Below are 13,408 nucleotides of genomic sequence, written 5' to 3' on the forward strand. Positions count from 1 at the left end.
CGGCCGGGCCGCGGCGGAGCCGGAAGAGGGCCGCTCCTCGCTGCCGGTGGTCGCGCCGGCGGTCTGCTCCGGCACCGGCGTCCGGCGGGTGTCGTCGCTCATCGGGTCCTCACCGCACCCTTCCGGTTTCCCCGGCGTCGAGCGGGGCCGAGTGCAGCCGCGCCACCTCGACGGTCACCTGCCGGACCGACAGGCCGGCCAGTTCCAGCACCCGTGAGGCGACCCGCCGGCGCACCGCGCCGCACCGCGCGCCGATGTCGCACGGGTAAGGGAGTTCGATGGCGACCCGCACCCGGGCCTCGCCGTTCGACCCGTCCGCGTCGGGCGGCCGGAGGACGGTGGCCGTCGCCCGCGGGTCCCGGTACAGCTCGCGCGGCGTCCGGGACACCTCCGGTACGGCGTCCAGCGCCTCGCGCGCGGCCCGTGAGGCGATCTTCCCGATCACCCGGTCGGTGATCCTCGTCGCTCCCCGCTCGGCGGCGGGCACCCACGAGCCGGCGGCCGTGAGGAATTCCTGGGCCACCGGTCACCGCCGCCGTTCACGGCCGCCGGCGCGGAAGAGTTCCCCCGGCTCGAGGTCGCCTTCCAGCAATCGGCCGACGACGAAGCCGACCACGCCCAACGCCGCCACCAGCAGGAAGGCTCCGAAACCGCCGAAATACCCGGCGAAGCCCAGCGCCATGCCTGCGACCAAGCCGATCACGGCCATGTTCATCGTGCGCTCCTTCGTTCACGCTCCGCCGGGCCCGCGGCCCGCCGTGCCTACTGCAGTCGCGGCCTCTCGGACGGCTGTTCCTCCTCGCCGCCCTCCTCCTCGGGAAGGTGGACGTCGTCGACCGCGATGTTGACCTCCACGACCTCCAGCCCGGTCATCCTCTCGACCGCGCCGATCACGTTCTCCCGTACGGCGGTGGCCACTTCGGTGATCGGCACTCCGTACTCGACGACGACGTCCAGGTCGATCGCCGTCTGGACCTCCCCCACCTCGACCCTCACCCCGCGGGTGACGGGCCTGCCGCCGCCGGGGACGCGGTCGCGCACGGCGCCGAGGGCACGGGTCATGCCGGCGCCCATTTCGTAGATGCCGTCGACCTCGCGGGTCGCCATCCCGGCGATCTTCTCCACCACGCCGTCGGCGATGGTGGTCCTGCCCCGGGCACCCGGAGCGCTCGCGCCGCGCCCCTCGCCGAGCTGCCGGCCACCGCTCGTTCCGGGGGTCTCCTGGCCGGAGACGGAAGAGCCCTGGCGGTTCTGCGGTGCGATCTCCGTCATCATCGTTCACCCCTCACCCACAGGCGCGGATAATTCATTACTTTGCCCGAGTTTCTAATATTTGCCACTTCTAACCTGATATGTGTAAGCCGTGTGAGGGGAACACGTCGCGCCCCACGGGCCCTGATGCGGGAAGGTTGGAACTCGGGACCGGCCGGAGCGGAGAGGACCCCGTGGAGGGGACCGGAGGCCAGCGGCGGAGGCCCCAGGGTGCACCGGGAGAGGAGCGCGAACCCATGGGCGTGGACCGGTTGGCTCAGACCGTACGCCGGCAGCTCGGCCTGGGCCGCTTGCTGCCTCTGGGCGAGGCGGCGGACGGCGCCTGGCTCATGGAGCGGGCCGCGGTCGGCGTGCTGCGGCAGGCGGCGGGCGCCCTGCGCGGGGTACGACCCGGCAGGACGCGGATCGACTTGGCCGATCCCGACACGGCCGGCAGGCCGCTCGTACCGCCGCCCCCCAGCGCGTTGCCGCCCGGGCCGCTCCGGATCGAGGCGGAGTTCGAGGCCGGCGTCGACCGGCCGCTGCCGGTGACGGCCGAGCGGCTGCGGGCGGTCCTGGCCGGAGCGGCGGACAGCCGCATGGGGCTGGTGGTGTCGGCGGTCGACCTGCGGATCACCGGGCTGCTGGAGGAACCGCAGGACGCACCGGAGCGGGAGAGCCCCTCGGAGGCGGCGGAGACCCACGACGCCCTCCCCGGCGACGGAGGTCCTCCCTGCGGTGGTTCCCCGGACGCCGAGGACGTCACGGACCCGGAAGCCGCAGGCGGGGCGGAAGCCGCCGTGCGCGCCGCGGTGCTGGCTGTCCCGGGCGTGGCACGCCTCGCACCCGCGCTGGGGCACGGGGACCGGCCGGTGTGGATCGAGGACGCGCTGCCCGGCGACAGGGGCGGCGCCCCTCCCGGTCGTCACGTACGGATCCAGCTTGCGATCTCCGCGGAGCACCGCGTCCTGGACGTGGTGCGGGCGGCCCGCGCGGCAGTGGCGTCGGCCGCCGCGGCCGGTGCGCCCGGATCGGTGACGGTCGCCGTCGTGGTGACGGAGGTGACCGACCTGACGAGGGTGACGGATCCGGCGCGGGTGACGGGCGCGGCGGGGTGACCTCCGGAACCGCCCGTGGCACCGCGTGACGCGGCAGCCGCGGACGGCATCGAACGGCACGCGTTCGATCCGGTTCTCCCGCGGCCCCACGGGACATGGCGTCGTGTCGGAACGGGTTCGTTTCCCATCCGCCTCCGCCGAATTGCTGCAAAAATGCGGCCGACGAGAAATTGTGGGTGCACCTTGGTGCACGGCACCCTGAATTTCGACCTGCCTTCCCTCTCATGGCGTACAACATGGAGAGGCCCCGAAAGGGTGGCGGCATCACTGTCCAAGTGAAGTGGCGTGCAGACGGCAAGCACACCGATCCCGTGCAGACAGAGTCGTTCGGCAACCGGGAGACCGGGACCAGGCCGAGCAATTCAAGCGCTTGGTCGACGCTCGCAGCCGGCACCGGCCGCGGTCCCGCGCGAGTGGAGGTGAGTCGGATGAACTCGATGCAACGGGCATCGAGTTGGAGTGAACCGCTCCGGGATCGGTGGAGGCTTGATGGGCTGCCTCCAACCGCCGGTGGGGGCCGGTGCTGAGCGTGGTGGTTGGTCCCGTCCTCGGCCTCCGGCCGGGAGGGGCCCCAGGCGGTGCCGAGTTCGACGTCGGCGAGCCCCTCCCAGGGCCTGCCGGGCGTGACCGGCTCCGTTGTGCGGCAGCCGACCGGCCGACGATCGCCCAGGAGAACACGTCCGCGACGAAGGCGACATGGACGGCCCCGGACCAGGTGGCAACGTAGCTGGAGTCGGCGCCCCACCGCTCGCTCGGCCGGGATGTGGTGAGGTCGCGCCCGAGCGGGTCGGTGGCCCCCTCCGTGGCCGCGGCCGCGGACGGGGGTGCGGAGCTTCTCTCCGCGTCGGGCGCCCTCCAGGCCCAGGTCGCGCCTCGGCCGGGCGACCGTGCGGCGGGCCACGAGAATGCCCGCACGGTGCGGCCGCCGCCAGACCTTCCGCACTCCGCGGACACCGACGGTGTCGGCCTGGACGTGGCTGATCTGCGCCTTCGACTCCGCGTCGCGGACCGACCACGGGCGGGGAGGGCGGTTCCCGGCACCGTCGTGGGGCTCGCCCGCGACCCTCGGTCCGTGGCCGGACAGCACACGGCGGATCGGCCGACCCCGAACACCTGCCGGCAGACGTCGATGAACGCCACGAGCGCCTGGACGGCCGGCCGAGGTCGGCCGCGCCGAAAGCCGACGCCGCCGTGAGGATCTCACGGGTCCGTCGCGGCTCGGCGTTCTCCGTCCCATGGCGTCGGGTCATCGCCTCCACCGTCCGCCGGGCTCAGCGCGACAACTCCGGTGCGCCCACCGCGCACTCGGCGGCCTCCACGTTCTTGCTTGATCTGGAGTGCCCTCGGGCGGTGTCCCGGCCACCGGAGCCGGCCGGGACACCGAGCCTCTTGGCAGCTGGTGTTGTGCGCCTGCGAGAGCGCGCCGCGCCGGCCGCTGTGTTGGCCGCTCGGCAGGCAGGAGATGCGTCGCCCGCCCGTGACGGGCGGGGTGGCCTGGGGCGCTCGGGTCAGTGCCGAGCGAGAGACACGTGCGTCAGGGGCTTGCCTCGGCGGTGGCCGCCTCGGATTGACGCTCCTGCCGTCAGCGGGTCCACCGAGTAACGAAAGGTTGTCACACCCCTGACAAAATAAGTCACGATCGCTTCGCATGAGACATCAATGTCTCATGAGAGTTATCGTTGCCTCATGAGTTTTGATCGTGACCACGTGCTGCGTGCTGCCGCCGATCTGCTGGCGCGGAGGGCCACGGCGACCATGGGAGAGGTCGCCCGGGCCGCGGGGGTCAGCAGGGCGACGCTGAACCGCCATTTCGCCGGACGCGACGCCCTCGTACGCGCCTTGGAGGACCTCGGCATCGCCGAGTGCGAGGCGGCCCTGGATGCGGCTCGCCTTGAGGAGGGAGCGGCCGCGGACGCGGTGCGCCGCCTGGTCCGCGAGGCCGAATCCTGTGCAGGCCTGCTCGCCTTCCTCTACTCCGAGAACCAGCTCTTCGAGGGCGAGCAGCAGAACGCGGGCTGGTTTCGCATCGACGAGCGGCTCACCAACCTGTTCCGCCGGGGTCAGGAGAGCGGTGAGTTCCGCATCGACTTGAGTGCGACGTGGCTCACCGAGGCCCTCTACGGCCTGCTGGCCGCCGGCAGCTGGGCCGTCGCCGAGGGCCGGGTGGCCCGCAACGACTTCACCCACATGATCGTCGAGCTGCTGCTCGGCGGCGCGATGCGGAGGGACGGATCATGACCAGCGCTCTGCGTTCGGCCGAGCAGGGCAGCACACAGCGGGCCCCCGGCCGCTGGCTCGCCCTGGGCGTCCTGGTCCTCGCCGTGCTGCTCGTGGCGGTGGACGCCACCGTTCTCGGTCTGGCCACGCCCTACCTCGGTGAGGATCTGCAGCCCTCCGGCACCCAGCTGCTGTGGATCGGCGACGCCTACTCGTTCGTGATCGCCGGCCTGCTCATATCCATGGGCAGTCTGGGCGACCGTATCGGCCGCAAGCGTCTGCTGCTGATCGGGGCCACCGGGTTCGGGCTGGTCTCGGCGCTCAACGCCTACGCGCAGACGCCCGAGATGATGATCGTCGCCCGGGCACTGCTCGGTGTCGCCGGCGCCACGCTGATGCCCTCCACGCTCGCGCTGATCCGCAACCTGTTCCTCGATCCCCGTGAGCGCAGTCTCGCCATCGGTATCTGGAGCGCCGCCGCCTCGGCGGGGATGGCGGTCGGCCCCATCGTCGGCGGCCTGCTGCTGGAGCGCTTCTGGTGGGGCTCGGTGTTCCTGATCAACCTGCCGGTGATGGCCCTGCTGGTCCTCGTCGGGGCCAGGATGCTGCCGGAGTCGCGCAACCCCTCGCCGGGGCCGTGGGACCTGCCGAGTGTCCTCCTGTCGCTGATCGGTATGGGCGGCGTCGTCTACGCGATCAAGGAGGGCGCCGCCGACGGATTCACCTGGCCCACCCTCGTGGCAGGCCTGCTGGGCGCGGCTGCTCTCTGGGCGTTCGTCCGGCGCCAGCGCGGCCTGCCCATCCCGCTGGTGGACGTCCGGTTGTTCCGCAGCCGTGGCTTCAGCGGTGCCGTCCTGGCGAACCTGCTGACCATCCTCGGGCTGTCCGGGCTGCTGTTCTTCCTCTCCCAGTACCTGCAGCTGGTCCAGGACCGGCGACCCATCGAAGCGGGCATCGCCGAGCTGCCGGCCGCCGTCGGCGCGGTCGTGGCCGGTCTGGTCGCCGGCGCCGCGGCACGCCGCTTCTCGGTGCGCGCGGTCGTCTCCAGCGGCCTGGCGGTGATCGGCCTGGCCCTGGCCGTGCTGACCACGCTCGGCCAGTCCACCGGCTATCCCTTGCTCGGCACCGCCCTGCTGGTCGTCGGCTTCGGCGCGGGGTTGTCGTTCACGATCACCTCCGACGTCATCCTCACCGCCGTCCCCAGGGAACAGGCCGGCGCCGCCTCCGCGGTCTCGGAGACGGCGTACGAACTGGGCACCGCTCTGGGCATCGCCCTGCTGGGGTCCGTCGTCACCAACATCTACCAGGACTTCACCGGGCCGACCGGAACTCCGGAGGCGGCACACGAGTCGCTGGCCGGAGCCGTCGTGGCCGCTGCGCACATGCCGGGCGACGCGGCCGCCGCGCTGCTGCAGGCGGCACGCGCGTCCTTCGTCGACGGAGTGGCTCTTGCCGCCGGCGTCGGCGCCGGCTTGCTGCTCCTCGCCGCCGCCGTCGCCTGGTTCCTGCTGCGCGGCCAGAAGCCGATCAACGAACCTGTTCAGCACTGAGCGACGCGGTGAGTCTCCCCGCGCCGACGATATCCCTGCGCCTGGGGAGCCGCCCGCTGCCCCGAGCGGCGACGCTCAACGTCGGTACTCACAGGCCGGCCCACCGAGGCCCCCTCATCGGTGCTCTCCTCGCCCATGTCCCCCAGCCGTGGAACAGAGGCTGGGGGGCACCGACCGCGCTCGAACATCACGACAGCGAGGTCCGGGCCCGTTTCAGTGACGGCACTGTGGAGACATTCGACACCGTGATCGGCGCCGACGGTGTCCATCCGGCCGTGCGCCGCATGATGTTCGCCCCTGGCTCGCACAGCGACTGCCACAACGGCGTCTCCCACCTGTGGACCAACCGCGACGAGGAAATGGAGACCAGGGACAAGGCCGTCATCGTCGGCCGTACCCGGAAGGGACTCCAGGGCATCCCGCGGCGCCGGGTGGTCGAGCGGACCTTCGGCCGGCTCGTGCACCACCGCCGCCTCGCCCGCGACGACGAGGCCCACCCCCACCGCTCCGAGATCATGATCCACTTCGCGATGATCGACCTCGTGCGTAAGCGACTCACCCGTGCATCCAACCCGATACGGCGTACGGCCTCTCACCCGCTCCGGGCGCTCTGTAGAGCGCCACCGACGCTGCCGCGATGCTCACGCACCGCAATCCGGGCCAGCTTCGTCAGCATCATGCCGTTGCGGATCGAGACGATGTAGTCCACAGGGAGCCCGTGCATCCGGATGCCGGGCCCCCGCAGAGGATGCCAGTCGAGAACGAAAAGAGTGTTCTCGCCCCAGGGGATCAAGTTCATGGCGATGCGGGCCGCACCGAAGGGGTCTGCCTTCGCTTCCAACTCCAGACGGCGTTGCGGCTCACAGATGCGTACGACACAGGTGTCGTCGAGGGCCAGAGGACCGACGCCGACTCGGACTTGCAGGCGGGCGCCCACCCCTGGCCAGTGCGGGTCCGCGGCGAGGACCTGCTGCGTTCCCGAGACCCATTCCCCGTAGCGGTGGCCGTCGGACAGCAGGCTCCAGACTCTGGACGGCGAGCTCAGGATCAGTCGGCGATTCCGGGCCATACCTACCACGCTCCTTCTCTACCGCCGGAATCGGCGCCCATGGCCACGCTGTCAGGCGGGGATGATCTGTCCGTTCTCGATCCGGAAGTTCTCGGTCGGTGAGCAGCCGATCGATGGCGTGATCAGCAGGCTGACGGCAACCGGTGCGGGCTCCGTGCCGGCGGTGGAGAATTCGCACACCGCGTGACGGCCGGTCAGCGGGAACCAGAACCAGGCGTCCACCTCGCCGACCAGAGCACGGTCCGATTCTCTCCACGCACCGTTCCTGAAGGTGAAAACCTGGAGGCGCACGGATGCCGCGAACGGATCGGTCCGCGACCTCAGAGCGGTGAGTGTGAACTTGAGGTCCCTGCCCAGGACCGATGAGGCGATCCGTCGGTGCTCTGTCGCCTGAGGCTCGGTCCGCGGTTCCTTCTCCTGACCGGCCGTCGGGCGGGTCTGCGGGTCGGCCGGCATCGGGTTCGGCGGGCCACCGGTGGTTGCGCCGACCGTGACGGTGACGGCCGTGGCGGCGGCCAGGGCGACGCCCCAGCCTATGGGTGCGCGGAAGTTCTTGATCACGACGTCTCCCTGTGTGGTGCTTGGTGCGGGTCGCGGAGGCGCTTCGCGTTGTCCCCGACTTCTCGGACCTCACGGCCGGCGACCGTGTCGACATTGATCCGAAACGACGCGCCTCCGCCTGGTGGGGCGCCGAAGGCCCCATGGCCGATGACCGGGACGGGCCCATGACAGGGACCGTCCGATACGGCGCGGGCGGGAACCGCTGCTCTCGCCACCGCATCCCGGGCGGCGTCGACGCCTGGCGCGGCTACTTGCCGGGGAAGGACGGAGGCATGGGCATCGGCACCTCGGACGGACTGCGACCGTCCCCGTTCCGATGAGGCTGCACATCGAGAACTTCGAACGTGAGTTGCCAGGTCGCCGGCGTCAACACCCGCTGTGTCACCTGGCCACGCGCCTTACGGAACTCCCCGGTGCCTCCGGTGATCGCGTTGACGACCGGGCTCGGTACCGGAATTCCGGCTTGCTCGCCCTGGACGGTGATCTGTCCTTCCGGCAGCACCGCGGTCGACGAGCAGTGTCCCGCGTTGCGTTCGAGGTCGGTGATGACGCAGAACCCGCCGAAGCGTCCGACGAAGCGTTCCTCCGGTCCCTCGGTCGACACCAGATTCCCGCTGAAGACGAACTGGTCGCCGACGCTGCGGCCCGTTGCGCCCAGATCCAGCTCTTCGCCGACTCGCAGCCGGGCTTCCACGCGGATGGTGCGGCTTTTCTCCGAGGGATCGTCGGCAGGGTGGGTTGCCGCAGGCGCGGCCGTCTTCTGCGGGACCACGTCGGCCGACGCGGATCCGATGAGAGCGAGTCCGGCAGAGCCGCCGAGAACCGCGACGGCGAGGAGTGTGAAGGGTCGGCCGGCGAAGCCCATGGTCGCCTCCGTGTTTGTGGGAATGGACAGAGTCAGGGTCGCCCAGGCTTCGTCCGACGCCGCTGCCGCCGGACGGCGACGCGTTGGGTCGGTTCACAGACGGCAGGGCACCCGAGCAGGTCCGGGGATCGCGGGCGAGAACGTACGAGAAGGCCCGCGGCATTACCGGGAGAGTTCGCCGTGTCCACTCTGGTCGTGACGAATTTCGTCCGAATTGATTCACGACGGATCCTCCGTCTAGCGACAACGCTAAGGGCGGTGATGGCGACGTGCTCGACAGAGAGCCGGGTTTGAGGCCATTGGGGTGCATCCCCCGGGGGCAAGGAGCAGGGACTTTGCGTGTGGCGGATTTATCCGGTTGAGCACGTATGGCCCACATTGATCCCCTCGGTCCGAGGGCGGTGCGGGGCCGCCTGCGGTCCCGTCCGGTGCGTCGGACGGCGGCCAGGCCGGTGTGCGGGATCGTCCACTCCCCCGGCCTTCGCGGCCTTCGGCCGGGCGACGCCCCCAGACCGGCCATGACGCGGGACAGGTGCCGGGTGCGGACCGTGGTGTGGGCGGTGGCTCCGCCGATCCGGAAGCCCGCGGCGATCTTGGCGAGGGTGATGTGCTCGCACAGGTACGCGAGTGCGGCCAGGGCTCGCCGGGAGGGGCGGAGCGTGCAGCGGCGGTCACCCTCGCGGGTGACGGTGAGCATCGTGACCCACTCCACGAGCGCGTGCGGCAGGACGGGCCACCAATGAGACCCTCGGGCTGCTCGGTTGAGGCGTCGGACACCTCGACCGACCACCCGGGGCCTCGCTCGTTACGCGACCCCGCTCGTCACCCGATCAGGCCACTCCGAAGAACCTCATCGAGACGGCGCATTCCCGGACGAAGGCAAATGTCGAGCAGGTGGCCGACTGCCGCCGGTGTCATATCGACAGGGAAAGGGCGCGGCACTGCGGGAAGTTTCTTGCCGCAACCGCCGCAAAAACGGAGACAAGCGAACCGAAAACTCACTCGGCGTCTCCGCTGCGGGGATCGCCGGACTGTTGGGTAACGGTCTGTCGGGCCTGGCCCCGGTGACCGCTGGGACACTCTCGGCGACCGAGCGCGGCCATCGGCGGAAACCCCGCCTCCAGCTCCGACACGGCGCTCGGCGCACCGTTCCCCGCGGGGCTTCGTCGCCCCGCCGGAACGGTCCCGCCACCATTCCGGCCTTCCACATGCCCGACGTCATTTCCGGCGTCATTCTCGGCTTCCCGACGGGCCGGCCCATGCCCGCATTCGGGTGTACCGGCGGATAAGTGGCGACCCGCCCCACGGCATCTCATACTGGCTCAGACGCCACCCGAACGGGTAGTTCGGGAGGAGCACCGGGACCGCCTCTCGGCGGCCGGAGCCGGCGAGCCGGACCCGACCGGTCCGCCCTCACCAGCGACAGCGACATCCACAGCGGCGTCGCGTGGCAGTACGCCGGCGCTCGAATCCAGCCATCGCATCAGGCACCGCAGCAGGCACCGAACGCCGGTGCGGAACCGGCGGGGAACTCTGCCGCACGGTGCATCCCCCACAGGAACGGTCGCCCGGAACAGGAGGCAACCCCCGTCACCGAGCAGCGGTCCCCACGAAGGGAGTCCCCACGATGAACTCGCACAGCAGGAAGATCGTCACCGCCACCACCGCCGGCACCTGCGCCTTGGCGCTCGCGGCGGCTGTGCCCGCCGCGGCGGCCGTGCCCGCGGAGAACCGCGACACGGCCTCCGTGTCCGTGTTCCACGGCGTACCCGGCCTCACCGTCGACGTGTACGCCAACGGAGAGGAACTGCTCCCCGATTTCAAGCCCGGCACCCTGACCGAACCCCAATCCCTCCCCGCGGGCACCTACGACATCGAGGTCTTCGCGGACGGTGAGGGACCCGACGGGAACCCCGCCATCCGGAAGAGCATCGACGTCCCGGCCGGGGCGAACGCCACGGTGGCCGCCCACCTGACCGAACAGGGCGACCCCACCCTCACCGCGTTCGTCAACGACGTCTCCGACATCCCGGCCGGCCAGTCCCGGCTGACCGTCCGCCACGTGGCCGCCGCACCGGCGGTGGACGTCCGCGCCGACGGCACCCCGGTCGTCGAGCGACTGACGAACCCGAACGAGAAATCGCTGGAGGTGCCCGCCGGCACGGTGAGCGCCGACGTCGTCCTGGCCGGGACCGACACCGTCGCGATCGGCCCCGCCGACCTGAACCTCGCCGAGGGCACGACCACCATCGTCTACGCCTGGGGCAGCGCCGAGGACGACAACCTGGCCCTGAAGACCCAGACGATCGGCGGCATGGAGACCGCGCCCGGCGGCGTGGACGCGGGCGAGAGCGGCGCGATGGCCGCGCACAACGAGTCCGCCACCGCCTGGCTCGTCTGGGGCACCGCGGGCGCCGTCGCGGTCGCCGGTCTGCTGGCGGCGCGCCGCCGGCACCCCCGGAGCGACTGACGACCATGGACGCTCCCTCAGAGGGCGACCGCGGGCCCGGGCACGGCCTCCCGGGCCCGCGCGGACCACTCGGACCACTCGGACCACGAGGACTGTGCGGACCGAGCGGAGCCGCAGGTCCGGAGGGCCGCCCCGCCGCGGCCACCGCGGCGGCCTGCGTGGCCGTCGCGGTGGCCGCGGTCCTGGCCGCGCTCGCCTGGACGCTGCGGCCCGCCGGGACCGCCGAGCCCTCGGAGTTCGGCGCCCGCCCCCCGACGGCCGGACCCGCGGCGCAGAGCCCGGCCGGGACGGAACCGGGCCGGGCCGACGCCCGGGGCGCCCCACGGTCGTACGCCGGGGCGGAACCGCTGGACGTGCGCGTACCGCGGGTCTCCCTCGACGCCCCGATCGAGGCCGTCGGCGTCGCGGCCGACGGCACGGTGGAAGTCCCCGACGACGCCGACGCGGTCGGCTGGTACCGTCACGGTCCGCCGCCGGGCGCACCGGCCGGCTCGGCCGTCCTCGTCGGCCACGTGGACGATCGCACCGGTGACCTGGGCGCCTTCGCCAGGCTGTACGAGGTCCGCGCGGGCGACACCATCGCCGTCGCACGCGAGGACGCTCCCCCCGTGCGGTACGAGGTGACGGCCCGCGAGGTGGTGGACAAGGAAAGGCTGCCCGCCGAGGTGTTCCGGCGCGACGGGCGGCCGGTTTTGACCCTGATCACCTGCGCGCCCCCGTACGACCGCGAACGCGGCGGCTACCAGCGCAACCTGGTGGTGTACGCCGAACCGGTCCGGACATGACACGGGCGGCCGGCGGTCGGCCGGCGGGGTTCGACATGAGGCAGACCGGGCCCGGTGCCTGAACCACGTGCGGCTCAGCGGGCGGTCGTGATGTCCGAGCCGCCCGTTTGCGTGGTGGACATGTCCGCCACGGAGTGCTGGTCAAGGGTGCCCACGAGTGGGTCCGATCAGACGCGACTCGGCAGTTCGAGGGTCTTTTCGCGTGGGGCAGGTGATCGTTCCCCGCCGGGCACCGCTCAGCCGCCGCGTGGCCCCGGCCATCGAGGCCGGGTGGATGTGTGCCGTTCGGCAGCACCCATGAACGGATACGTGATGTCGCGAGCGCCGCCGATCGCTCCGGCTGCCGTCGAAACTCGACTGCGGGTGACACCGGCTCGCCCTTATGCTTCGCGTTCGCGGGGTCGACGGCACCCCCTGTCGACAACGGTAGGTCAACGGATCGGAGACGCACGGGAAATGACTTCTCAACTGTTCGCGGTCTGCTTCGATGCGAGCCGACCGCTGCGTCTCGCGCAGTTCTGGTCCGGGCTCCTGGGTTGGGAGATGGTCGACGATCCACACGACGGCGTCATGCTCCTGCCCGGCGACGACACCGGGTTCCGAATCCGTTTTCCTCCGACCCGGGAACAGAAGGTCAGCCAGAACCGGATGCACTTCGATCTGACGAGTACATCCCTGGAGGACCAGCAGCGGACGGTGGCCAGGGCGCTGGACCTCGGTGCACGGCACATCGACATCGGGCAAGACCCGGAGGACGGTCACGTGGTGCTCGCCGATCCCGACGGCAACGAGTTCTGCGTCATCGAGCCGGGCAACACATTCCTTTCCGACTGCGGCTTCATCGGAGCGCTGGCCTGCGACGGTTCGCAGGAAGTCGGGTACTTCTGGAGCAAAGCGCTGGGGTGGCCGTTGGTCTGGGATCAGGACCAGGAGACCGCGATCCGCTCGCCGCACGGCGGTCCGAAGATCACGTGGGGTGGTCCGCCGTTGATGCCGAAGACGGGCAAGAACCGGCTGCATTTCGACCTCGCCCCGCCTGTCCACGGTGATTGGCAGGCAGAGGTCGAGCGTCTGCTCTCCCTCGGTGCGACTCGAATCGACACCGGCCAGGGCGAGGGCAGCCGGGTGGCGATGGCCGATCCCGACGGCAACGAGTTCTGTGTGTTGACGCCCAGGTAGCGCGGCACCAGACGCCGGAAACGACAAAGCTCCCGACCGATCACGAAGAGTCGGCGGGATTCCGTCAACCGACCCCAAGCCAACCGAGGGACGGCCGTGGCCACGGAGGCGGCGTATCCCGCCGTACGCGGTCTCAAGGCGTCTGGCAAAGGCTGTTCTCCTCTCGCAGCTGCTTGATCCGTGCGAGCGCGGTCTCCGGCCGTCGCCGGACGAATGCGACCGGCACCGGCCGTGAGCCGGTCCGCTCGCCGGCGGGCCGCCGGCCTCGCAGTCGCCGGATGGCGGCCACGAGGTCGGACTGGGCGTACAGCCAGGGTCTCGAAACGCCGCCCCGCCTTCGCGG

12 protein-coding genes and 2 pseudogenes are annotated in these 13,408 nt (G+C 71.2%); 7 read left to right on the forward strand and 7 right to left on the reverse strand.

The window, feature by feature from the left end; translation table 11 throughout:
- Positions 1 to 109: 109 nt before the first annotated feature.
- From ABD335_RS25030 to ABD335_RS25040, 3 genes are read right to left on the reverse strand one after another with little or no spacing between them, the layout of a single operon-like run.
- Positions 110 to 523: an Asp23/Gls24 family envelope stress response protein gene (locus ABD335_RS25030; protein WP_344327587.1), complete on the reverse strand. Its 414-nt coding sequence runs from the start codon at positions 521 to 523 to the stop codon at positions 110 to 112.
- 3 nt (positions 524 to 526) lie between these two features.
- A complete protein-coding gene (locus ABD335_RS25035; RefSeq protein WP_344327589.1) occupies positions 527 to 715 on the reverse strand; it encodes a hypothetical protein in 189 nt (62 codons plus the stop codon).
- Positions 716 to 762: 47 nt separating this feature from the next.
- Positions 763 to 1,272 (reverse strand): Asp23/Gls24 family envelope stress response protein, encoded by a 510-nt coding sequence (locus ABD335_RS25040; protein WP_344327752.1) that lies wholly within the window; start codon positions 1,270 to 1,272, stop codon positions 763 to 765.
- A gap of 236 nt (positions 1,273 to 1,508) precedes the next feature.
- Here ABD335_RS25040 and ABD335_RS25045 point away from each other — a divergent pair, with 236 nt between their 5' ends.
- From ABD335_RS25045 to ABD335_RS30930, 4 genes and pseudogenes are all read left to right on the forward strand, one after another.
- A complete protein-coding gene (locus tag ABD335_RS25045; protein WP_344327590.1) occupies positions 1,509 to 2,369 on the forward strand; it encodes a nucleopolyhedrovirus P10 family protein in 861 nt (286 codons plus the stop codon).
- 1,686 nt (positions 2,370 to 4,055) lie between these two features.
- Positions 4,056 to 4,607, forward strand: coding sequence for a TetR/AcrR family transcriptional regulator (locus tag ABD335_RS25050; RefSeq protein WP_344327591.1), 552 nt, complete (start codon positions 4,056 to 4,058; stop codon positions 4,605 to 4,607).
- The gene (locus ABD335_RS25055) at positions 4,604 to 6,136 is read left to right on the forward strand and encodes an MFS transporter (protein ID WP_344327594.1); all 1,533 of its coding nucleotides are present in this window, start codon (positions 4,604 to 4,606) and stop codon (positions 6,134 to 6,136) included. Before ABD335_RS25050 ends, ABD335_RS25055 begins: the two co-directional genes overlap by 4 nt.
- Positions 6,137 to 6,486: 350 nt before the next feature.
- A pseudogene (locus tag ABD335_RS30930) lies at positions 6,487 to 6,711 on the forward strand (IS5 family transposase); the annotation flags it as partial.
- 17 nt (positions 6,712 to 6,728) lie between these two features.
- Here ABD335_RS30930 and ABD335_RS25065 read toward each other — a convergent pair.
- The 4 genes and pseudogenes from ABD335_RS25065 to ABD335_RS25080 all read right to left on the reverse strand — a co-directional run.
- Complete coding sequence (locus ABD335_RS25065) at positions 6,729 to 7,205, reverse strand: SRPBCC family protein (protein ID WP_344327596.1); 477 nt, start codon at positions 7,203 to 7,205, stop codon at positions 6,729 to 6,731.
- A 51-nt stretch (positions 7,206 to 7,256) separates the two neighbouring features.
- The gene (locus ABD335_RS25070) at positions 7,257 to 7,766 is read right to left on the reverse strand and encodes a hypothetical protein (protein WP_344327598.1); all 510 of its coding nucleotides are present in this window, start codon (positions 7,764 to 7,766) and stop codon (positions 7,257 to 7,259) included.
- A 247-nt stretch (positions 7,767 to 8,013) separates the two neighbouring features.
- Positions 8,014 to 8,631, reverse strand: a complete 618-nt coding sequence (locus ABD335_RS25075) for a dirigent protein (RefSeq protein ID WP_344327599.1) — start codon at positions 8,629 to 8,631, stop codon at positions 8,014 to 8,016.
- A 538-nt stretch (positions 8,632 to 9,169) separates the two neighbouring features.
- Positions 9,170 to 9,328: pseudogene (locus tag ABD335_RS25080) on the reverse strand (IS5/IS1182 family transposase); the annotation flags it as partial.
- A 930-nt stretch (positions 9,329 to 10,258) separates the two neighbouring features.
- Between ABD335_RS25080 and ABD335_RS25085 the strand changes: the two are divergent.
- The 3 genes from ABD335_RS25085 to ABD335_RS25095 all read left to right on the forward strand — a co-directional run bounded on the left by ABD335_RS25085 (position 10,259) and on the right by ABD335_RS25095 (position 13,065).
- Positions 10,259 to 11,101, forward strand: coding sequence for a DUF4397 domain-containing protein (locus tag ABD335_RS25085; RefSeq protein ID WP_344327602.1), 843 nt, complete (start codon positions 10,259 to 10,261; stop codon positions 11,099 to 11,101).
- Positions 11,102 to 11,259: 158 nt separating this feature from the next.
- Positions 11,260 to 11,886, forward strand: coding sequence for a class F sortase (locus ABD335_RS25090; RefSeq protein WP_344327603.1), 627 nt, complete (start codon positions 11,260 to 11,262; stop codon positions 11,884 to 11,886).
- 456 nt (positions 11,887 to 12,342) lie between these two features.
- Complete coding sequence (locus ABD335_RS25095) at positions 12,343 to 13,065, forward strand: VOC family protein (RefSeq protein WP_344327606.1); 723 nt, start codon at positions 12,343 to 12,345, stop codon at positions 13,063 to 13,065.
- Positions 13,066 to 13,408 lie beyond the last annotated feature (343 nt).

The organism is Streptomyces macrosporus (assembly GCF_039533145.1).
Lineage (GTDB): Bacteria > Actinomycetota > Actinomycetes > Streptomycetales > Streptomycetaceae > Streptomyces > Streptomyces macrosporus.